Raw genomic sequence first — 20,926 nt, 5'->3', positions numbered from 1 at the left:
TTCCCGTATTTATTCCACGTTCTGCACTTGTTCGCGCATCTGATCGATCACGGCCTTGAGCTCAAGCCCCAGGGTGGTCAAATCCGCGTTCTGCGACTTTGAACACAACGTATTGGCCTCGCGGTTGAACTCCTGCATCAGGAAATCCATTTTGCGACCAATCGGCCCGCCCTGCCCCAACAGATCGCGCGCGGCAGCAACATGGGCGGTAAGACGATCGATTTCCTCGGTCACATCGGCCTTGACCGCAATCAGGGCGAGTTCCTGCGCAACCCGATCGGGGTCTGCGCCGTCGGTATTGTTCAGCACGCGCGCGAGATTGACCTTGAGAGTGTCTGCCATCTGGTCCCGCCGGGAAAGCGCCAGTTCGGCAGCCTGTCTGGTCAGAGCCTCGACCAGATCGAGTTGCGATTGCAGCACGCGCGCCAACGCATCCCCTTCGGTCCCGCGCATATCCAGAAAGGACCGGACCAGTTGCCCGAAATCCCGTTTCAGCTGTTCAACCAGAGGCCCGGCGTCATCCTCGTCAGCGCCTGCTTCCATCATACCGCGCAAGGCCAGGAGATCTGATGCGCGGGATGGAGCGAGGGATATTCCCTTGGTTTTTGCCTCGTGCTCGACCGTCGCCAGAGCGTCGAGTGCTGATTGTAGCAAATCGCGGTTCAGCGTCAGGTCGCCACTTTCTTCGCTGCGGGCGACTCGCAGGGACAGGGTGATATTGCCGCGCGCGGCCGCCTTGGCCAGGTCGGCGCGAAGGGCCGCTTCGAGACCGGTCAGCCAATCGGGAACACGCAAGCGCAGGTCCAGCCCCTTGCCGTTCACGCTGCGCAATTCCCAGCTCCAGCTATATGCGCCAAATTCGCCCTTGCCCGAGGCGAAACCGGTCATGGATCTTATCATACCTGCCCTTTCCTGATGCCGGTGGTGGATGCACCTAATGCCATAGGGCGGCAGAGGGCAAGTGTTGGCCTGAAAAGGTCACGTTAACCGGCGTTAACCAAACGTTAAAGATTTGCTCCAAAATTGACTCAACCCGTGTCAGGATAAGACTTGAGTAAACTGCGTATCACTGAGCGCTGAGTAGTTGGGTGATCTGTCATTTGGCAGGGGGTTAAGTGGTGAAAGAGTTGAGTAAAAACGTCCCCGGATCGGTATCGGGGAAGGTGGTGCCCATGGATCGGTTTGTCAGCGGTCGCAGTTTATCTCCCATCCGGCAGGCCGAAGCCTATTGGACCGCGCTGTTGGATGGCACAGGCGTTCCGAAGCGGTCGGATATTGATCCGCGCGGGTTGAACAACATCCTGCAGTTCACTTTCATCCTGGAACGTGTCGCGCCTGGTGTCGCACGGTTTCGTCTGGCTGGCAGCCATTTGACAGAGTTGGCCGGTATGGAAGTGCGCGGGATGCCGGTTTCAGCGTATTTCACACCTTGCGCTCGGGATGAACTGGCCAATGCCCTGGTGCAGGTCTTCGACGCACCAGCCATTGCAGAGTTTAAATTGGCGGCGCCGACACGGCTGGGGATGGCGAAAGTCGAGGCCAGGATGATCCTGATGCCTTTGAAAAGCGATTTGGGCGATGTCAGCCGTGTATTGGGAGTATTGGTGGCCGACACATTCAGAGCCAAAACCCCGGTGAGATTTGACATTGAATCATGTCGGGTCAAACCCGTCTCGCAGCTTGCCGCGAGGCCGGTGAGTTGCACGGAATCGGTTGCGGGACTGACCGCGGATCAAGGAGCGTTCAAATCTCGCACCTTTCAGCTGCGGCTGGTGTCATCAAATGACAATTAGACAAAGAGGATTCACCTGAGGATAAGCTCGTCGTGACGCACGGACGATCTGCGGCCCTGCGGTTATCACACGGTGGACGTTGTCGTGCATAAAGATCGAGGCCAAGTTTAAAGCTGCGACCCTCAACCCTTGGGTGATTGGAAGGCATGCCGTGTCTGTATTCACTGGTTAACAGTTCGGCCCGCGTCCGCTTCGTTCAAAGAGGCCATCTTGGGAAAGGAAACCCTTCGATTTGGATGGCGTGATCGCGTGACTTTCCTTGTCACGATACCAACAATACGAATCAGCATTGAACCAACGCGAACTGGAATATGCTGCAGCATTGAGAGTTTTTGAGTGGTTTTGGATTGATGGCAAGCGGTTATCTGAGTTGCTCGGCCTCAGAAAACACACTGAAACTGATCAGTTAGAGGCGCCTGTTCCAAATTTCGCCATATGATGCACTGCTGAAGTTGCGCCGAACGGGTTTCAGCATCTTTTCGCCATGAAATTGTGCCAGACTTCTACCACGCTGATCGGGCAACCAATTGCCGTTGGGGCTGCGGTACCAAGGCATCGCTGTGGACAGTCGTCTGCGAACCCCGTAAAAAGTACGCCAATGGGGAAATACATACATGAAAAAAATTCTGGTCCTGAATGGTCCGAACCTGAACCTGTTGGGTACTCGACAACCAGAGGTATACGGCCACACCACGTTGAAAATGATCGAAGAGGCCTGTGTCGCGCATGGATCCGTGATCGGCCTTGACATCACATGCGTGCAGTCAAACCACGAAGGTGCGCTGATCGATGCCATTCACGACGCGCGCGGTGTTCGGGACGGGATCGTGTTGAATGCGGGAGCTTATACGCATACCTCTGTGGCCTTGATGGATGCGATTTCCTCGGCCGAAGTTCCTGTCGTCGAGGTTCACCTGTCAAATATCCATGCCCGCGAGCCCTTCAGGCACACATCCTATATCGCCCCTGTCGCGGTCGGGCAGATTTGCGGCTTTGGAGCGCAAGGATATCTGCTGGCGCTCGACGCACTGTCAAATCATTTTCAGCGAGATGACCGACAATGACGCCAGTCGAGTACCTCAATTTCGTCAGCTACGCAAAGTCGCTTGAAGAACTGTGGGATGCACATTGCCGTCAGATGGAAAAATTCGGCTTTGTTCGGCTTCTTTACGGATACACGCAATATCGCACACCTACCTCGTTGGGCGATCCCGAGGATTTCATCATCCTGACCAACCATTGCAAGGAGTACATAGACGGGTTCCTGCACTCGGGGCTGTATTTCCACGCACCCATGCTGAAATGGGCGTTGAGAAATGAAGGCGCCGGCAGTTGGAGGCATATTTCTGAGGCGTTGGCGAACAATACGATGACCGATAAGGAGCGGCAGGTGTATGAGTTCAACGCCTCGATGGGTGTGACCGCTGGTTACACGGTCAGTTTCAACTCGGTCTCCATGCGTACCAAAGGCGCGATTTCCCTGGCCGCGCGAAAGGGGCTGTCACAAGACGATGTCGAGGCAATCTGGGATGAGCATGGAAATGACATCCTGCTGATGAACAACATAGTGCATCTCAAGATCCTGACCCTGCCCTATAATCCGCCCAACCGTTCGCTGACCAAGCGGCAACGCGAGGCGCTGCAATGGGTGGGCGACGGAAAGACGACGCAGGACATCGCGTTGCTGATGGGGCTGACATCGGCAACGGTTGAAAAACATCTCAGGCTGGCGCGTCAGGCCCTGGCCGTCGAGACGACCGCACAGGCTGTTCTGAAGGCTGCTTTGCACAATCAGATGTTCGTCATGGAAGTTTGAACCTGCGCTTTTTGCGCCAGTTGACGCATGGTTACCTAAGGTAAGGAAATCATGACTACCAAACTTTCGGGTGGCGGTGCATTATTATCGCGTTCCGTGAGTGGTGGCTTTGGCCAAGGAACATTTGGACGGATCTTCGCAATATCGTCGCTCTCCGTCCGGTCTGGCAGTGGTCGTTTTATTGTTCGGCGCGCCAATGTCGGAATTTTGAGGGGCCCTTCCATCCCCATCGTGCAGGGCCCCTCATTTATTTCCGGTTTGAGCTTGTCGGGACTGCGATTGGCGGTCCTTTTTTTCGTTCGGAAACGAAAAAGGCCGGCTGCGAGTTCTGCAACCGGCCCTTTTGGCGATCCTGGATGGGTTGAACTTAACCCTGTGCGGCCTTGGCGACTTCGGCTGCGAAGTCTTCTTTTTCGACCACGATGCCTTCGCCAACTTCCAGTCGAATGAAGCCGGTGATGGTGGCGCCGGATTCTTTTGCAGCGGCTTCAACGGTCAGGTCCGGGTTTACGACGAACTGCTGGTTCAGCAGGGTCGACTCGGCCACGAATTTTTTCATCCGACCTTCGATCATCTTTTCAATCACCTGCTCCGGCTTGCCGGATTCGCGGGCGATGTCCATCTGGACCTGCTTTTCCTTTTCGACAATCGCCGGGTCCATGTCTGCTTCGGACAGGGCGGCGGGGTTTACGGCGGCGATGTGCATTGCGACCTGCTTGCCGATGTTTTCGTCGCCACCCGACAGCGCAACCAGCACACCGATCTTGCCCATGCCTGCGGTTGCCGCGTTGTGAACATAGGACACCACGGTGTCGCCTTCGATCTTGGCCATGCGGCGGATCGACATGTTTTCACCGATTTTCGCGATCTTGTCGGTCAGGGTGTCAGCGACGGATTTTCCGCCCAGTTCGGCCGCTTTCAGCGCTTCAACGTCGGCGACGTTGACTGCAGCAGCGGCAATGCCAGCCACCATGTCCTGGAACTCGGCGTTCTTGGCGACGAAGTCGGTTTCTGCGTTAACCTCAACAGCCACGCCCTTGCCGCCCTCGACAACAACGGCCACCAGGCCCTCGGCGGCGGTGCGGCCAGATTTTTTCGCTGCTTTTGCCAGACCTTTGGTGCGCAGCCAGTCAACGGCGGCTTCCATGTCACCTGCGGTTTCGGTCAGGGCTTTTTTTGCGTCCATCATGCCTGCGCCGGTTGCGTCGCGCAGTTCTTTTACGAGTGCAGCTGTGATTGCCATCTCTGGGCTCTCCTCAATTCAAACGGATTAGGGGCAGGTCTACCCTGCCCCGTATGTCATTCATATGACGGGCAGCTTACGCTTCTGCGGTGGCTTCGGCGTCTTCTGCGACGGCTTCTTCGACCGGCGCTTCTTCCAGCTCACCCAGATCAACGCCTGCGGCGCCCAGTTGCGCGGACATGCCGTCAAGCGCGGCGCGCGCAGCCAGATCGCAGTACAAAGAGATGGCACGGGCCGCGTCGTCGTTGCCGGGAATGATGTAGTCGACACCATCGGGCGAACAGTTGGTATCGACCACGGCCACAACCGGGATACCCAGTTTGTTGGCTTCGGCAATTGCCAGTGCTTCTTTCTTGACGTCGATGACAAAAAGAAGGTCCGGAACGCCGCCCATTTCGCGAATTCCACCCAGCGAAGCCTGAAGCTTCTGCTGGTCACGCTCCATGCCCAGACGCTCTTTCTTGGTCAGGCCTTCGGCGCCGGATTCCATGGTTTCGTCGATCTGCTTGAGTCGGCTGATCGACTGGGAAACGGTTTTCCAGTTGGTCAGCGTCCCACCCAGCCAGCGGTGGTTCATGAAATACTGTGCCGATTTTTCGGCCGCTTCGGCGATCGGGCCTGCGGCCTGACGCTTGGTGCCGACGAACAGGATACGGCCGCCTTTTGCGACAGTTTCACGGATCACGTTCAGCGCCTGATCCAACATAGGAACGGTCTGGGTCAGGTCCATGATGTGGATGCCATTACGCGCGCCGTAGATGAACGGCGACATGCGCGGGTTCCAGCGTTGTGTCTGGTGGCCGAAGTGAACGCCAGCTTCCAGCAGCTGACGCATGGTGAACTCGGGAAGAGCCATGCTTTGTTTTCCTTTCCGGTTTCTTCCTCGGCGGGGGTTTCAGAGCGGGTGCTCCAACCGGCGGTCCTGTTGGGGATGTCTCCCCCAAAAGGGCCAAACCCCGCCTGCGGGTTTGAATGGCGCGCGTATACGGCAGGATTGAATGGGGTGCAAGGGCCAATCGCCCTTATTTTGATGACCGCGCGAGGGCGTGGGCATTGCGCACGGCATTTTCACAATGGGCCGCGAGCGCCTTGCGGTCGCCAAAATCACTGACCTTTGCCGGGGAGTGGTAGATCAGTTCGACCCAGCCTTGCCGCCGGGCCGCGAGGGTTTTGAGAAGATGCGGGCCAAACTCCATATCGCCCCACCAGCCGTAAAACCGGTCGGATTCACCATCGGGGGCGTGGAAAATGACCGAAACGGGCTGGATGTGAACGTCATCCCGCAGGTGATCGGAGAAGAACGCAGCGAACAGAGTTGTTTTGAATGGCAAAACCCTCAAACCATCGGTCGAAGTGCCTTCGGGAAAAAACAGGAGTTTATGACCTGCCTTGAGCCGGGATTCAAAAATCTCGGTCTGTTCCCTGGCCTTTTTAGGGTTCCGTTCGATGAACACCGTTCCGGTTGCACGCGCCAGCCAGCCAATGGCAGGCCATCTCGCAACCTCGGCTTTGGACACGAAATAGACCCGCTTGCGCGCATTCAGGGCGAATATGTCCAGCCAGGACGTATGATTTGCAACCACAGCGCCGTGTTGGTGCATCAGTTCACCGGACGTGCAGAACCCGATTCCCAGGATACGCAGCGCATTCCGGCACACGAATTGAGCGATGTGAGGCGTGATCGGGCGATTATGGCCATGAATCGGATGTTCGATCAGGCGAACCAGTAGAAGAACCAGAAGCCCGCCAAACACCAAAAACGCCAAGGGTATGCCACGTGCCAGAACACGTAACCATCCTCCCAAACTGATGCGGATCGGATCAGGTTCATCATCGCTGTTCCACAGAGGGTCGGTCACATGCGCGCTCCGCTGTAGATACGACGCTGGCGCTCGTTCATTCGGGCGGTATCGAGGATCAGGCAGACATCCGTGGTGTTGAAGGCATGATCGATATAGGCGCCGTCCCCAACAAATCCGCCCAGACGCAGGTAGGCCTTGATCAGGGTCGGAACGCCCAGCATCGCCTCGCGGCGATTCAGTTCGGCTTTTGGTATGAGGTTCATATCAACGTAGTGCCTGGGCTGCGCCCTGACGCGAATATCGGCCGGAGCCAGGTGGTTGTGATGCAGCATCGATAGCGGCTGGGCCAGTGTCGTCACGTCGGTGCCGTGAAAGCTGGCGACGCCGAACAGAATGTCGATTTGATGGTCCGCCACATAGGCCGCCAACCCGTTCCACAGATGATACATCGCCATGCCGCCCCGATAGTCGGGATGCACGCAGGACCGCCCCAATTCCAGCAGTTTCCTGCCGCTTCGTTTGAGAACGGTCAGGTCATATTCGTCCTCGGAGTAGAACTGGCCCGCGGCCTGAGCCTTGTCATCGGGCAGCAGCCGATAGACACCAATCACATTGCCGGTTTCATCATCAATGGCCAGCATGTGATCGAAGAAAGGGTCAAACCTGTCGCGTTCCAGTCCTGTGTCGTGATCCACCATCTTGCCCCCACCGCCCAGTTCGCGCACGAAGACGTCATAACGCAGGCGCTGCGCCGCGTGCAGCTCTGCCTCGGTCTCGGCGATCTTGACGGTAAAACTTGGGCCGCGGTCCGACATATCCTATCCAATGGTTTGGCAATCATTTTGCCGTCGCGCTGATACAGTACATTCAAAAGAAATGGCAACCTGTCGATGCTTTTCCGTGTGGACGTTAACCAATCGTCAATCAGTTTTCCGGATCAAAGATGGGCAAAAGGGCGATGTTCGTTCCGTCGATCACCACTTTCCCCTGCTCGCGGAAGTTGACAGTGATCTTGCCACCTATGTTGGACTGAACCTGTCCAACACCCCAGTCGGGGAAATCGGGGTGGCGGACGAACATGCCCGGTGCAAGAATTGCATTAAGGTCTGTCATAACGGCTTGTTTCCGGGATATCTGACGGGTCTGCAGGAGGTACGCATGAGCGAAGGCAACGTCAACCTGGCCGCTTTGATCGGGTCGCGAATCTGTCATGACCTGATCAGTCCGATCGGCGCGATCACAAACGGATTGGAGTTGCTGAACATGTCCGGCGGGGTGCCGGGCCCCGAGATGGAGCTTATCTCGGGCAGCGTGGACAATGCCAGTGCCCGTATACGGTTCTTTCGCATCGCCTTCGGGGCCGGAGGAAATCAGCCGCTGGGACGTACTGAAATAACCGGGGTGCTAGCGGATCTGACGAGAACCGGGCGCGTAAAAATCCACTGGGCGCCAGGTGACGCCAAACCGCGCAGCGAGGTCAAACTGGCTTTTCTGGCAATCCAGTGCTGTGAATCCGCGATGCCATTTGGGGGCACTGTCGAGGTGACCTGTTCGGAAGGTCAATGGAACGTGGTTGGCACAGCCGACAAGATGAACGTGAATCAGGACTTGTGGCACGGGCTGAATACACGGGACTTCAAGGTGCAGGTCACCCCGGCTCTGGTTCAGTTCGCGTTACTGGCGCAAACGGCAAAAGATCTTGGTCGACGCGCGCGGGCCGAAACGACATCGACCCGCGCCTCAATCCGATTCTGACTGGTCTTTCTTTGACGGAGCGTCAGGCGCGGGTGGTTCCGTTTCCGCGCACCAGATATTTGAAACTTGTCAGTTGCGCTGCGCCGACCGGGCCACGCGCATGCATCTTGCCGGTCGCGATGCCAATCTCGGCCCCCATCCCGAATTCGCCGCCATCGGCGAACTGAGTCGACGCGTTGTGCATCAGAATGGCACTGTCCAGGCGCTCGAAGAACCTTGCCGCCGTGGCGGCATCTTCGGTCATGATGCAATCAGTGTGGTTCGAGCCGTACTGGCGGATATGGGCAATGGCCGCGTCAACATCCGCCACGGGGCGTGCAGCGATGATGCTGTCGAGGAATTCCTTGCCCCAGTCGGCCTCGGTCGCGGCAACGGTACCGTCGGTAGCCAAAGCGCCCTCGGCATGAACCTCGACACCTGCGGCAAGAAGTGCTGCGACGACATCCTTGCCAATCGAGTCCACGACATCCTGATGCACGAGCAGGCATTCCGCCGCGCCACAGATACCGGTTCGGCGGGTCTTGGCGTTCAGAACCACATCGATGGTCTTTACCGGATCAGCGGCCTTGTCGATATAGATGTGAACGATCCCTTCGAGATGGGCAAAAACGGGCACGCGCGCTTCGCGCTGCACAAGCCCAACCAGCCCCTTGCCACCGCGCGGCACGATGACATCGATATGGTCGGTCATGGTCAGCAATTCCTGAACCGCCGCCCGGTCGCGGGTCGGCACCAGCTGGATGGCATCTTCGGGCAGGTTCGCGGCCTTCAGTCCTTCAACCAGACAGGCGTGAATCGCCCCCGACGAGTGGAAGCTTTCGGACCCTCCGCGCAATATCACCGCGTTGCCGGATTTCAGGCACAGCGCGCCGGCATCCGCGGTAACGTTCGGGCGGCTTTCATAAATCACGCCGATCACCCCCAAGGGCGTGCGCACGCGCTGGATGTTCAGGCCGGTCGGCATTTCCCATTCCGCCAGAACTTCCCCAACAGGATCGGCCTGATCGGCCACCGTGCGCAGCCCGTCCACCATCCCCTGAATGCGCGCCTCATCCAGCATCAGCCGGTCCATCATCGCAGGGTTCAGGCCCTTGTCGCGCCCAAATTCCAGGTCTTTCAGATTGGCCTTGATGATCTTGTCGCGATTGGCCCAAACAGCATCTGCCGCTGCAATCAGCGCGGCATGTTTGCGTTCGGCAGTCGCAAAGGCAAGCTCTTTCGAGGCATCTTTGGCGCGGACACCGATCTCGGCCATCACAGCGGGTATGTTGTCCAGATCTTTCATAGCCAAGGCCTTTCTTCTACATCTTACAAAACTGCGCTTCAGAGAGCCATATCGTCCCGGTGAACAAGCGCCGCCCGACCCGGATATCCAAGAATACCTTCGATTTCCGAGGTTTTACGCCGCTTGATCGCGTCCGCTTCTTGCGCCGTATAGCGGCTGAGTCCCTGACCCAACCAACGCGCATCGGCATCCAGAATGGCAACTGGATCACCGCGACCGAAATCGCCGCAAACCTCGACGATCCCGGCAGGCAACAGGCTCTTGCCGTTTGCCAGTGCCCTGGCGGCGCCACTATCCACGATGATCTCGCCTCGCGGCTTCATCGCCGCAATCCAGCGTTTTCGCGCCGCATGCGGATCAAGTGTCGCTTTGAACCAAGTGCAGTTCGCTCCATTTTCCAACGTTGTCAGAGGGTTGAGGGGCGATCCTTCTGTAATCGCCATATCGCACCCCGCCGCAATGGCCATTTTTGCGGCCATCAACTTGGTCTTCATGCCGCCCTTGGACAGACCTGATCCTGCGTCTCCTGCCATCGCCTCGATCTCGGGCGTGATTTTTTCGATCACGTCGAAACGCAGGGCAGATGGATCGTGGTTCGGGTTGGCGGAATAGAACCCGTCCACATCCGACAACAGGATCAACTGATCGGCCCCGACGGTTACGGCGATCTGCGCCGCCAGCCGGTCGTTATCGCCATAGCGGATTTCGTCAGTCGCCACGGTGTCGTTTTCGTTCACGATGGGAACGGCCCCGAGGCTGAGAAGTGTTTCCAGTGTTGCGCGGGAATTCAGATAGCGACGGCGATCTTCGCTGTCTTCGAGTGTAACCAACACCTGAGCCGTGGTGATGCCATGCGGATCCAGCGCCTCTTCATAAGCGCGGGCGAGACGGATTTGCCCGACGGCTGCAGCGGCTTGAGACTGTTCCAAAGGCAAGGTTGTTGCAGGAAGTTTCAGAACACCGCGCCCAAGTGCGATGGACCCCGACGAGACAAGGATGACGTCCGTGCCCTGCCCCTTGAGCCATGCCACGTCGCTGGCCAGGGAAACCAGCCAATCGCCGCGCAGCAACCCGGTGTAACGGTCGACCAGCAAGGCCGACCCGATCTTGACGACAATCCGTTTGGCCGACGTCAGGGTTGCCAAGGCTGCGCCTCCTCGGCGGGTTTGTGGCGCAAGCGGTCGGCGTCGATCTGCGTGCGTAGCGCGCGCAGCACCTCGGTCACGCCTTGGCGGGCGACACCTGACATGGTCATAACAGGGCCGCCAACGGCTTCTTCCAGCGCGCTTTTCGCCAGATCAAGTTCTTCTTCGTCCAGCGCATCGATCTTGTTCAGCACGGTAATGCGTGGCTTTTCAGCGAGATGACCGCCATAAGCCTCGAGCTCATGAATAATCGTGCGATAGTCATCGGCCACCGATTCCGAAGTGCCATCAACCAAATGCAACAGAACGGCGCAGCGTTCGACATGACCCAGGAACCGATCCCCAATACCGCGCCCTTCATGCGCACCTTCGATCAGGCCGGGGATGTCGGCCACGACAAATTCCACATTGTCGACACCGACAACGCCGAGATTGGGGTGCAGCGTGGTAAAGGGATAGTCCGCGATCTTTGGGCGCGCGTTCGATGTTGCCGCCAAAAACGTAGACTTGCCGGCATTCGGCATTCCCAGCAGCCCGACGTCGGCAATCAGTTTGAGCCGCAGCCAGATCGTGCGATCAATACCGTCTTGTCCGGGGTTTGCCCGACGCGGCGCCTGATTGGTGGCCGATTTGAAATGCAGGTTACCGAACCCACCATTCCCACCGCGTGCCAGAAGCACGCGCTCACCAACTTCGGTCAGGTCAGCCAGAACGGTTTCCTGGTCCTCATCCAGAATCTCGGTGCCGACCGGAACGCGCAGAACGATATCATCGCCATCCTTGCCGGTTTGTTGACGGCCCCGCCCCGGTTGTCCGTTCTTGGCAAAGAAATGCTGTTGATAACGAAAGTCGATCAGTGTGTTCAGCCCTTCGACCGCTTCTACCCAGACAGAGCCTCCTTTACCGCCGTCACCTCCATCCGGGCCGCCGAACTCGATGAACTTTTCGCGCCGGAAGCTGACGCAACCGCCGCCTCCGGCCCCGGACCGGATATAGACCTTTGCGAGATCGAGAAATTTCATAGTGTCTTCCTAGTGCAAAGGCCCAATCGGGCACATGTCAGAGTTTTCGGCTATACGTCCAAGTGGGCACATTCGCGTTGCGTGCCAGCGAAAAGGTTTCGGCATCGCCTAGATACTGGAAACCGCAATGTGTCAAGACACGCGCCGAGGCGGGGTTGTCTTGAAACACGCTGGCAAACATCGTGCGGTTGCCCAGCGGATTCTCATTAACCAGCGCTTCGACGGCCATTGAGGCGACGCCGGTGTTCCAGTAGATCGGCGCGACCCAATATCCAACCTCGGACTGATTGCGATCCATCTTTTCAAGAGAGATCAGGCCGATCAGTTCCGGCCCTCCATCCTTGGTTGCGTCCATCGTCCAGACGTCTTCGGTGCGGTCATCGGCCATGGCGCGGGTGACGAACGCCTCGACCGAACCCGGCGGTACCGGGTGCGGGATGGAGGTTGTCATGCGCGCCACACGCTCGTCACTGGTATAGTGCTCGATCAACCCCATATCCGACCGGCGTAACGGGCGCAGATCGAACCGCTCGGTTTCAATGACCGGCTGATTTATTATTGTTTCAAGTTTCATATGTGCGCTCCTCCTCCGAACAACACAAACAAGACAGATGCGACGGTCAGTCCCGCCAACATCCTCATCAGATATTTCTCGGACCCGGTTCCTGCAACCGTATGGGCGATCCGATCCCCGGCAAGCGTCCAGATCGGATGCAGCAGCAATTGGCAGCTCAACAGGCAGAGAGCGATCGTAAGCGTGGCCTCGAACGATGACGTTCCTACAGCGACAAAGCCGGTAAACCCGGCCACGATCATCGCCCAGGCCTTGGGATTAAGTGGATGAACCACCAACCCGGCCCAGAAACCGGGCGCGGTATCCTGTGCCTGACCCGGAGCAAGCCTAAGATTGGCGATTTTCCAGGCAAGCCAGAAAATATAGGCTGCAGAGGCGTATTTCAGCACGGTGAAAACGCCCGGCGCCTGCCCTGCCAATTCCATTAGCCCGAAACCGACCGGCCAGATGATCAGCTGTTTGCCCACCACCACCCCCGCAACAAAGGGCAAGGCCGCCCGAAACCCATAGCGCGCACCTGTCCCGAGCAGGGCCATGTTGGCCGGACCCGGTGTGCCGACCTGGGAGGCGGCAAAAATCAGGAAACTGGTCGTTGCGACAGGCATCGGGTTTGTTCTTCAACAGTTGGTGAAAACGAGAAAGGGGACCGGCATGTTCTGCCGGTCCCCCATGAATTTTCTCTTAACCTTCTTGGGTCTCGGCTTACTCTGCGGCCTCCGCCACTGGCAGGACCGAAATAAAGGTGCGGTTCTTGAGCCCCTTGTGGAACTTCACGGCGCCGTCGACGGTTGCAAAGATGGTGTGATCCTTGCCGATACCGACGCCTTCGCCCGGCCAGAACTTGGTGCCGCGCTGGCGCACGATGATGTTGCCTGCGACGGCGGCCTGACCGCCATAAAGTTTCACGCCAAGGCGACGACCTGCAGAGTCGCGACCGTTACGGGAGGAACCGCCAGCTTTTTTATGTGCCATTCTCTCTCTCCTTAGCCTTTGGCCAGCTCTTTGGCCTGCTCAACCCATTCGGGTTTCACTTTGACCGTCTCGATAGCAGCAATCTGCTCGTCCGACAAGGCGGCCAGAGCAGCAAAGCTGTCGATGCCAGCATCGGCCAGCTTCTTGGCGGCGGCGGGGCCGACACCAGTCAGCTGGGTCAGGTCGTCGGCAGCGGTAGCGGCCGGTGCCGCAGCTTTCACGGCGGGCTTGGCTGCTGGCGCCGCGGCGCCTGCAGGCACAGAACCGGTCGCGGTCTTGACGCCCGATTTGTCCGCGCCCGATGCGAGGATGTCGATGATCTTGACAAGAGTCAGCTTTTGACGATGGCCCTTGGTTCGCTTGGAACTGTGCTTACGACGGCGTTTGACGAAATTGATGACCTTGTCACCTTTGACCTGTTCGATCACCTCGGCCTGAACGGCTGCACCTTCGACAAAAGGCGCACCGACGACCGGCGCGTCACCACCCAGCATCAAAACGTCGTTGAATTGAACTTTTTCACCTGCGTCAGCAGCCAGTTTCTCAACGCGGAGCACATCGCCCGCCTGAACCTTGTACTGCTTGCCGCCAGTCTTGAGGACCGCAAACATGCGTCTTTCCTTTTCGTTGCCGCGTTCTGTGGTCCCCAGTTGCCTGGGTGTTCATGGCTCTTGCCACCTCGAACAGCGCGCCCTTGCCGGACGGATTGAGACCCTTGGGGAGTTGTCCCGGGCCAAATAATAACGATACCCGGCGCGGGCGATCCGGCCGGGATGCGCGCTTATCGGAGCATTTCAGATGATTGTCAACCGAATTTCGGAACTAGAGTTCTGTTGCCATCATGGCGCGTGCCACGGCCATTCCCAGATCAAAGGAAATACGATCATACATGTCCGCGAACCCGGAAAAGAAAGCCTCGTTCAGAGCGCGACCAGCATTGGTCTGTGAAAAGGCGATGTTTTCGCGAATTTGCGCGTCGGTGAGCGGCTGGTAGGCCATCAACAGGAATCCGTAGAGCCACACGGTTGTCTCTTCTATCGCATCGTCTTGCTGTTCCAACAATTCCGACAATATGGCGCCGTCGTCTACCGGTGCATCCTGCCCTTCGGCAAAACCGCGAAAAAAATGCAGATCCGAACTGAACGAACCGCGCACGTTTTGCTCTATCAGATCATTGACCCTGATATATTCACGGATCAACCGGAGCCGAGGATCATTGTTGTCCAGGTCTTCATAGATTGAGCGCGCATAGTCCTCGATGGCGGGATCAAGATAGGCGCGGCGGGCCGAATTCTCCAGTGCGATGATTTTTTGGCCGAGATCACTGTCGAAGAACACGGTCGCCTGCACGAGATGCTCGGCCGTCATGTTGCGACCCAGCGCGTTTTTCAGATCGTTGGCCATCTTATCGATGGAATAGGTCTTGTTCACCTGTTGCTGAAACGGCAAGCCACCCTCGCCGCCGAGCATCTCTTCGTCGAGGCTTTGACCATATGCCAGCCCTTCTTCACGAAGGATCGCGACCACCTCGTTCAGCCTGAGGGCTTCGGCAAGCCTGTCCAGGTTTTCGTCCGCGGCACAGGCGGCAGAAACGAAGGACAGGAGAAAGAACAGAGCTGCAATAAAACGCATCAGATATCCTGTGCAGGTTGAAGATCCGCCATCCGCGCGGCCAACACCTCAAACCGGCCTGCCATGATTTCGTATTGCACGGCATTCAGGAGTTCATACACCTCCTGCATAAGCGGTTGTTCAAGCGCCTCGACATAGGTGTCGACTTCGGTGTCGGAGAAATCCTTGTAGGTATAAGCCGCTCCGGCCAAGGCGGAGAGTTGCAGCGCGCTGCGCATGGCCCCTTCGTTCCGTTTCAGCATGGCCAGAAGCTCATCGGCATCGAGCGCCAGGTCAATAACGCCTGCGGCACTGGCAGCCAACAGGAACCTGAGCTGGATTTCCTGCAGTGCGCGCAAGGCGGTGTCGCTGGTATCGATCGCGCGGTTCATCCGCTTGAGGCTTTCCACACGCCGCGCGCCCTGCTTGACCAGATCCGCAACAATCGCTTGCCCTTCCAGTTCTTTGACCTCGTCATCTTCTATCATGTGCGATGCATTTTCTGCTTCGACCAGCCTTTGCCCAAGCTCCGAGGCATAAAACTCGACCGCGTGGTTGAGTGCATCGTTGGAAAGCGTCTGTTCCAGGATTTCCACCGCGGTCTCGTGCATAATCCCGGTGTCGAACACTTCTTCGGTGAGTTCTTCCCACTGGGTCCCAAATGAACCCGCGTCGACGCCAAGCATTTCGGGAGCCGATGACGACGCAAGGGCGATGCTGTTAAGCGCCACGTCGAATCCAGTAGTCGTCAGGAATGCTTCGATCCTGTCCCGATCAGCGGCACGAACGGAAACTGGTGCTGACATCGCCAACACGGCGACAAACACCAACAACGGGGCACAAAGGCGAAACACTGATTTCATGCCTCCTAGCCTATGTGAAATCCAACCATGAGCAATGGAAAAACCGTCTCTGACCAAAAAGCAGAAATTTCCGCTTGCACCCCTGCACGATCACTACTAAATCCCCCCCTCACAGACCCCCGCGGAGAGGTGCCGGAGTGGTCGAACGGGGCGGTCTCGAAAACCGTTGTGGGTGCAAGCCCACCCAGGGTTCGAATCCCTGTCTCTCCGCCATTTTGCGATATTCGTTGAATTGTTGGCTGGACTAGAGGCGCACTGCGTTTCCGGGTATCCCGAAAGCGGCCGCGAGGACGGCCACTCCGCATGTTCTGGTATTTGTGAAAGCCTCAGGCTGCGGGGTAGCTGGTGAAGATTTGCGTGCGCCCGTCACGGTGGACCAGATACACATCATAGGCTTCACGCTCACCTTCAGGCCCCATTCCTGGCGAGCCGTAGGGCATTCCCGGAACCGAAAGACCGATGGCGTCGGGGCGGTCAGCAAGGAGTCGCCGGATATCTTCGGGCGGTACGTGCCCTTCGATCACATACCCATCAACAGTCGCAGTGTGGCAGGACGTCATCTGATCAGGGATGCCGTTCGCGATCTTGTATGCATAAAGGTCGTCCCATGACGCGTCTTCGACGCTTACCGAGAAACCTTCCCGTTTCATGATCCCGATCCACGCGCCGCAACAGCCGCAATTGGGGTCCTTCAGAACGTGCACGGTCGTTGGGGCCAGAGCCAGCGCCTGACCTGCATGGGCAATTGGAAAAACACAAATTCCGGCAACAAAAGCACGGCGGTTCATTGTTGGCATGTCGGGTCCTTTCCGGATAATCGGCCTTTCGGGGTTCTCTTGCCTGGTACCTGTTGCCCAATACTCCGGCTTCTCGGCTTCTTTCCATGACTTCGCTCAAGCGCTCACTCGAACAATTTAGATGGGCTTCGCCCTAGGTCTTCGAGAATTGGGCAATCAGGGCGGTCATCGCCGGCGCATTCGGCGATCAGATGCGAGAGAGTAGCCTCCATCGCTTTCAGGCCCGCGATCTTTTCGGCAATCTCTTTCAGGTTGCGCTTGGCAATTCGTTTTACATCTGCGCTGGCGCGGTCCTTGTCCTCGTAAAGCGCCAGCAGGTGGCGACAGTTCTCGATGGTGAAGCCCAAAGACCGGGCACGGCCGATGAACGCGAGTTTGTGAAGGTCCGTCTCGCAAAAACGGCGGTATCCGTTTTGTCCGCGCTTAGGAGAAATCAGCCCGATGTCTTCGTAGTAGCGGATCGTTTTTGCCGGAAGCCCGGAGCGGGTCGCAACATCACCGATATTCATGGTCTCTCCTCGTTATTCCGCTGGTGCGGCGTGTAACGCCGTCTTGCCGTTCTTTTCGGTTGCAGCACCCCTGCCCGTCGCAGGTCGAACCCATCTGAGCCGCAATGCGTTGGACAGAACAAAGACACTGGACAGAGCCATCGCGCCAGCGGCCAACATCGGCGACAAGAGCGGTCCACCAAAGGGGTAGAGAATACCTGCGGCCACGGGGATCAGCACGACGTTATACCCAAAGGCCCAGAACAGGTTCTGATGGATGTTACGCATAGTTTTCCGGCTTATGTCGAAGGCGTTGACCGAACCGATCAAATCGCCGGAAATCAGCACAACGTCAGCAGCTTCGATTGCCACATCGGTGCCAGTTCCAACCGCGATGCCCACGTCGGCCGCGGCCAGCGCGGGGGCATCGTTGATCCCGTCACCAATGAACGCCAGTTTGTCGCCACTGGTTCTCAAACCTTCCAGTGCAGCCACCTTTCCTTCTGGCAAAACCTCGGCCACCACGTGATCGATGCCCAGAACATCGGCTATGGCCTGAGCGGTACCCGCGTTGTCACCGGTGATCATGGCGGTCTTCAACCCCATTGCGTGAAGGGAGCGAAGAACATCTGGTGTCGTCGATTTGATCGGGTCGGCCACTGCCAGAACGGCAGCAATACGGCCATCGACTGCAGCGTAGAAAGGGGATTTTCCCTTGCTGGCAAGATCCGAACACAAGTCGGCCAGAGTCCCGAGATCCACGTTTTCGCGTGACATGAGGCGATCGGCACCGACAAGAACATCGTGCCCTTCGACACAGGCGCGAACGCCATAGCCCGGGATCGCCGTGAAGCTGTCCATGGCCGTCATGGGGGCTTTTTGTGTTTTGGCCGCGCGCACAATGGCTTCGGCGATGGGATGCTCCGACTTGGCCTCGACCGAAGCGACAAGGCCCAGAATCTCTTGTTCTGAGAACCCTTGTGCCGTTATCAGGTCGGTCAGTTCCGGGCGACCCTGGGTCAATGTTCCGGTCTTGTCGAAGGCTACGATGCCGACATCCTTGAGAAGTTGTAGCGCGTCGCCCCGGCGGAACAGGACGCCCATTTCTGCAGCTCGTCCGGTCCCGACCATGATCGAGGTCGGCGTGGCCAGCCCCATCGCACAGGGACAGGCGATGATCAGCACCGCGACACCGGTCACAAGGGCCAGGCTTAGCGCCGGATCGGGTCCGAATAACAGCCAGACCGTAACTGTCAGGGCCGCAGCGGCCAAAACTGCGGGAACGAACCAGGCGGTTATCCTGTCCACCGCGCTCTGAATGGGCAGTTTTGCCCCTTGCGCCTGCTGCACCAGATTGATGATTTGAGCAAGCATAGTGTCCGAGCCGACTTTCTCGGCCCGAAATGTCAAGGTGCCACTGCCGTTCACGGTGCCGGCGACAACCATCGTTCCCTTCTTCTTTTCGACCGGCGCCGGCTCACCGGAAATCATGCTTTCGTCAACATAGGACGAACCCGTCAACACATGCCCATCCACAGCGATTTTTTCACCAGGACGAACACGGATCACGTCCCCGACGCCAATATCCTCGATAGCGCGCTCGACTGCTTCACCGTTCTCTTCGACCAGTGCGGTTTTGGGCTGTAGGCCAACCAGCTTGCGTATTGCGTCACCGGTCCGACCTTTTGCGCGCGCTTCGAGAAACCGGCCAAAGAGGATCAGAACCACGATTACTGCAGCGGATTCGAAATAGACGTTTGCGGTTCCTCTGGGAAGTATACCCGGAGCAAAGGTCGCCACGACAGAAAAACCATAAGCCGCCGATGTTCCCAGCGCGACCAGAGAATTCATGTCGGGAGCGCGTCTAACAAGCGCCGGGAAGCCTTTGGCATAAAACTGAAAGCCGGGGCCAAACAACACCATGGATGTCAACAAGAACTGCAGGTAGTAGCTGTTCTGATGTCCGATCGTATTTGCGATCAGGTGATGTAGACCGGGAATAATGTGGCTTCCCATCTCGATCAGGAAAACAGGCAAGGCGAGGACGGCTGCCAGCAAGGTGCGCTGCGCCAATATCCGGATTTCATCCTGTTTTTGCTGATCGGCTGCAGCAGTTTGGCCCGCGCGTACTGACGCCGGGTATCCGGCGGACGAGGAGATTTCTGCGATTGCCGCCGGAGTCGTCGCCCCGACCGCGTAGCGAATGGTTGCGGTTTCGTTGGCAAGATTGACCGACGCATCCAATATACCGTCGCCGGCCTTCAAGGCGCTTTCTACACGCCCGACGCAGGAAGCGCAGGACATGCCGCTGATTTCTAACGTGGTTTCGTCCGTTATTGCCGGATAACCAGCGCTGTTCAAGCCGGCCACCAGATCACCGACAAACACGGCATCGTCATATTCGACCTGCGCCGAAGCGTTTGCGAGATTGATCGAGGCGGAATGAACGCCGGGAAGCTCAGTCAGGGCATTTTCGACGCGCCTGACGCACGACGCGCAATTCATTCCGTTTATTAGGAGGCGAATGTTTCGAGTCATATTCATCACCAGTGGCTTTGCTGGTGAAACAGATAAGAGTTCCAGTTACTGGAAGGTCAATAGCGCCGCGGACAAAAACCCTGTCATTACGGCGTAGAGGAAAGAACCTCACTTGTCAGAGGTCGAAAGTTCCTCTTCTTGTGTACGGAGTTTTTGGTAGTCGCGTTCCTTGTCCGACCAGTTAGATTTGATGAACATCAGAACGTTTGCTATGTCGATATCCGTCAGCGTATCGCCAAAACCCGGCATTGCACTTTTCACCCCTTCGATGCCCATTTCTTTCAGGATCGCCTGTCCACCCTTTTTGACATAGTCGAACAGCATCCCATCGCCGTGGTGCCACGTATGACCTGTGTGGTCGTGGGGGGGCGCACGCAGGCTCCCATCATCGTTGGGTGTCTGCCAGTCTGCCTCGCCTTTCAAATTCGCCCCGTGACACGGGGCACAGAACTCGGCGTAAAGCGGTGCGCCCTTCGCGATGTCGCCTGTCGGCGCTCGTTTCGCATCCAGCAGAAAAACCAGGAATATCCCCACCAGCGCGAGAATGCCCAGCAGGGACACGGGTAGGATTGTTTGCCCGACAGACTTTTGCAATTCGCGACCCAATCCTGATTTCCGCGGCACCGGCCGTTACGAATGGTCGTGGTGTCCCATTTTGAGGGTACCGCGCATGCCGCCTTCCCGGTGGCCCGGTACGTTGCAGGACAGTTCCAGATCGGCATCACCGGAAAAAGTCCAGATCAGTTCTGCTGTCTCACCCGGTTCCAATAAAAGGCTGTTCCCGTCGTCATGGGCCATGCCGGTTGTACGCATCACGTCGTGATTGATCCTGTCTGCCTCCAAGGCGCCTGTTTCCATCATTTCCAGCATTTCCGACATATGGGCCTGGTGCATCGCAGCCGTCCCAATGTTGAATTCATGCACAAATTCGCCGGTGTTGGTGACAACAAACCGAACGGTTTCGCCGGATTTGATCGAAAGGTTATTGGGTTCGAACCTCATTTCACTCATCGCGATATTGACTGTACGGTCGACGTCAGCCGCATCTCCTGGCGTCCCAATGTTGACTGCATCGTGGTGGCCACCGTGCCCATGTCCGCCCGAATGCGAACCGCCCGCATTTGTTTCACCGGCTTGCCAGCCAATTAGAGCCGCCAGAGCAGGTAACAGCAAAACCCGTTTCATTGTTTCTCCCTTTCAAATTCATCTTCCGGCTCGTCAG

General features: G+C 57.5%; 24 protein-coding genes and 1 tRNA gene. 5 read left to right on the top strand and 20 right to left on the bottom strand.

The genetic code is table 11. The features are described from left to right. Positions 1-9 precede the first annotated feature (9 nt). Positions 10-888, bottom strand: a complete 879-nt coding sequence (locus ACR0LZ_RS18170; RefSeq protein ID WP_480751393.1) for a YicC/YloC family endoribonuclease — start codon at positions 886-888, stop codon at positions 10-12. 284 nt (positions 889-1,172) lie between these two features. Between ACR0LZ_RS18170 and ACR0LZ_RS18165 the strand changes: the two genes are divergently transcribed. The 3 genes from ACR0LZ_RS18165 to ACR0LZ_RS18155 all read left to right on the top strand — a co-directional run bounded on the left by ACR0LZ_RS18165 (position 1,173) and on the right by ACR0LZ_RS18155 (position 3,609). After that, the gene (locus ACR0LZ_RS18165) at positions 1,173-1,793 is read left to right on the top strand and encodes a PAS domain-containing protein (protein WP_480751392.1); all 621 of its coding nucleotides are present in this window, start codon (positions 1,173-1,175) and stop codon (positions 1,791-1,793) included. Positions 1,794-2,407: 614 nt separating this feature from the next. Further along, positions 2,408-2,857, top strand: a complete 450-nt coding sequence (gene aroQ / locus ACR0LZ_RS18160; protein WP_480751390.1) for a type II 3-dehydroquinate dehydratase — start codon at positions 2,408-2,410, stop codon at positions 2,855-2,857. Further along, positions 2,854-3,609 carry an autoinducer binding domain-containing protein gene (locus ACR0LZ_RS18155; RefSeq protein ID WP_480751389.1) on the top strand — a complete coding sequence of 252 codons (756 nt, stop codon included), beginning with the start codon at positions 2,854-2,856 and terminating at the stop codon, positions 3,607-3,609. The genes aroQ and ACR0LZ_RS18155 overlap by 4 nt, the downstream gene beginning before the upstream one ends. A gap of 367 nt (positions 3,610-3,976) precedes the next feature. Here ACR0LZ_RS18155 and tsf read toward each other — a convergent pair whose 3' ends face one another. The 5 genes from tsf to ACR0LZ_RS18130 form a co-directional block, all read right to left on the bottom strand. Next, positions 3,977-4,852, bottom strand: coding sequence for a translation elongation factor Ts (gene tsf, locus ACR0LZ_RS18150; protein ID WP_480751387.1), 876 nt, complete (start codon positions 4,850-4,852; stop codon positions 3,977-3,979). 76 nt (positions 4,853-4,928) lie between these two features. Then, on the bottom strand, positions 4,929-5,708 hold the full coding sequence (gene rpsB, locus ACR0LZ_RS18145) for a 30S ribosomal protein S2 (protein WP_480751385.1): 780 nt from the start codon (positions 5,706-5,708) through the stop codon (positions 4,929-4,931). A 166-nt stretch (positions 5,709-5,874) separates the two neighbouring features. Next, positions 5,875-6,711, bottom strand: coding sequence for a lyso-ornithine lipid O-acyltransferase (olsA, locus tag ACR0LZ_RS18140; RefSeq protein ID WP_480751384.1), 837 nt, complete (start codon positions 6,709-6,711; stop codon positions 5,875-5,877). Next, positions 6,708-7,469, bottom strand: a complete 762-nt coding sequence (olsB, locus tag ACR0LZ_RS18135) for an L-ornithine N(alpha)-acyltransferase (protein ID WP_480751382.1) — start codon at positions 7,467-7,469, stop codon at positions 6,708-6,710. The genes olsA and olsB overlap by 4 nt, the downstream gene beginning before the upstream one ends. Positions 7,470-7,578: 109 nt before the next feature. Beyond that, positions 7,579-7,767 carry a DUF3553 domain-containing protein gene (locus ACR0LZ_RS18130; RefSeq protein ID WP_480751381.1) on the bottom strand — a complete coding sequence of 63 codons (189 nt, stop codon included), beginning with the start codon at positions 7,765-7,767 and terminating at the stop codon, positions 7,579-7,581. A 45-nt stretch (positions 7,768-7,812) separates the two neighbouring features. On the opposite strand from ACR0LZ_RS18130, the gene ACR0LZ_RS18125 reads away from it, so the two are divergent. Further along, positions 7,813-8,409: a histidine phosphotransferase family protein gene (locus ACR0LZ_RS18125; RefSeq protein WP_480751380.1), complete on the top strand. Its 597-nt coding sequence runs from the start codon at positions 7,813-7,815 to the stop codon at positions 8,407-8,409. Between the two features lie 22 nt (positions 8,410-8,431). Here the strand turns inward: ACR0LZ_RS18125 and ACR0LZ_RS18120 are convergent, their stop codons facing one another. The 9 genes from ACR0LZ_RS18120 to ACR0LZ_RS18080 form a co-directional block, all read right to left on the bottom strand. Further along, complete coding sequence (locus ACR0LZ_RS18120; protein WP_480751454.1) at positions 8,432-9,694, bottom strand: glutamate-5-semialdehyde dehydrogenase; 1,263 nt, start codon at positions 9,692-9,694, stop codon at positions 8,432-8,434. A gap of 38 nt (positions 9,695-9,732) precedes the next feature. After that, positions 9,733-10,839 carry a glutamate 5-kinase gene (proB, locus tag ACR0LZ_RS18115; RefSeq protein ID WP_480751379.1) on the bottom strand — a complete coding sequence of 369 codons (1,107 nt, stop codon included), beginning with the start codon at positions 10,837-10,839 and terminating at the stop codon, positions 9,733-9,735. After that, positions 10,827-11,861, bottom strand: a complete 1,035-nt coding sequence (obgE, locus tag ACR0LZ_RS18110) for a GTPase ObgE (RefSeq protein ID WP_480751377.1) — start codon at positions 11,859-11,861, stop codon at positions 10,827-10,829. Before obgE ends, proB begins: the two co-directional genes overlap by 13 nt. A gap of 37 nt (positions 11,862-11,898) precedes the next feature. After that, complete coding sequence (locus ACR0LZ_RS18105) at positions 11,899-12,435, bottom strand: GNAT family N-acetyltransferase (protein WP_480751376.1); 537 nt, start codon at positions 12,433-12,435, stop codon at positions 11,899-11,901. Then, complete coding sequence (locus tag ACR0LZ_RS18100; RefSeq protein ID WP_480751374.1) at positions 12,432-13,040, bottom strand: LysE family translocator; 609 nt, start codon at positions 13,038-13,040, stop codon at positions 12,432-12,434. The genes ACR0LZ_RS18105 and ACR0LZ_RS18100 overlap by 4 nt, the downstream gene beginning before the upstream one ends. A gap of 97 nt (positions 13,041-13,137) precedes the next feature. Beyond that, positions 13,138-13,407: a 50S ribosomal protein L27 gene (gene rpmA, locus ACR0LZ_RS18095; protein ID WP_480751372.1), complete on the bottom strand. Its 270-nt coding sequence runs from the start codon at positions 13,405-13,407 to the stop codon at positions 13,138-13,140. A gap of 11 nt (positions 13,408-13,418) precedes the next feature. Continuing rightward, positions 13,419-14,018 carry a 50S ribosomal protein L21 gene (locus ACR0LZ_RS18090; protein ID WP_480751371.1) on the bottom strand — a complete coding sequence of 200 codons (600 nt, stop codon included), beginning with the start codon at positions 14,016-14,018 and terminating at the stop codon, positions 13,419-13,421. A 211-nt stretch (positions 14,019-14,229) separates the two neighbouring features. Continuing rightward, positions 14,230-15,039 carry a DUF2059 domain-containing protein gene (locus ACR0LZ_RS18085; RefSeq protein WP_480751369.1) on the bottom strand — a complete coding sequence of 270 codons (810 nt, stop codon included), beginning with the start codon at positions 15,037-15,039 and terminating at the stop codon, positions 14,230-14,232. Further along, positions 15,039-15,881 (bottom strand): DUF2059 domain-containing protein, encoded by an 843-nt coding sequence (locus ACR0LZ_RS18080; RefSeq protein ID WP_480751368.1) that lies wholly within the window; start codon positions 15,879-15,881, stop codon positions 15,039-15,041. Before ACR0LZ_RS18080 ends, ACR0LZ_RS18085 begins: the two co-directional genes overlap by 1 nt. Positions 15,882-16,004: 123 nt before the next feature. Between ACR0LZ_RS18080 and ACR0LZ_RS18075 the strand changes: the two genes are divergently transcribed. Continuing rightward, a tRNA-Ser gene (locus ACR0LZ_RS18075) sits at positions 16,005-16,094 on the top strand. A 113-nt stretch (positions 16,095-16,207) separates the two neighbouring features. Here the strand turns inward: ACR0LZ_RS18075 and ACR0LZ_RS18070 are convergent. From ACR0LZ_RS18070 to ACR0LZ_RS18050, 5 genes are all read right to left on the bottom strand, one after another. Next, positions 16,208-16,678 carry a DUF411 domain-containing protein gene (locus tag ACR0LZ_RS18070; protein ID WP_480751366.1) on the bottom strand — a complete coding sequence of 157 codons (471 nt, stop codon included), beginning with the start codon at positions 16,676-16,678 and terminating at the stop codon, positions 16,208-16,210. Between the two features lie 104 nt (positions 16,679-16,782). Then, complete coding sequence (gene cueR, locus ACR0LZ_RS18065) at positions 16,783-17,187, bottom strand: Cu(I)-responsive transcriptional regulator (protein WP_480751364.1); 405 nt, start codon at positions 17,185-17,187, stop codon at positions 16,783-16,785. Between the two features lie 12 nt (positions 17,188-17,199). Next, complete coding sequence (locus ACR0LZ_RS18060; protein WP_480751363.1) at positions 17,200-19,710, bottom strand: heavy metal translocating P-type ATPase; 2,511 nt, start codon at positions 19,708-19,710, stop codon at positions 17,200-17,202. A gap of 102 nt (positions 19,711-19,812) precedes the next feature. Further along, positions 19,813-20,298: a c-type cytochrome gene (locus ACR0LZ_RS18055; RefSeq protein ID WP_480751361.1), complete on the bottom strand. Its 486-nt coding sequence runs from the start codon at positions 20,296-20,298 to the stop codon at positions 19,813-19,815. Between the two features lie 36 nt (positions 20,299-20,334). Continuing rightward, entirely contained in the window at positions 20,335-20,889 is a 555-nt protein-coding gene (locus ACR0LZ_RS18050; RefSeq protein WP_480751360.1) for a cupredoxin domain-containing protein, read from the bottom strand. Positions 20,890-20,926: the final 37 nt, after the last annotated feature.

This window comes from Ruegeria sp. CI1, assembly GCF_056536925.1.
The sequence above is the reverse complement of the archived record's forward strand: the minus strand, read 5'-3'. Positions and strand labels throughout refer to the sequence as shown.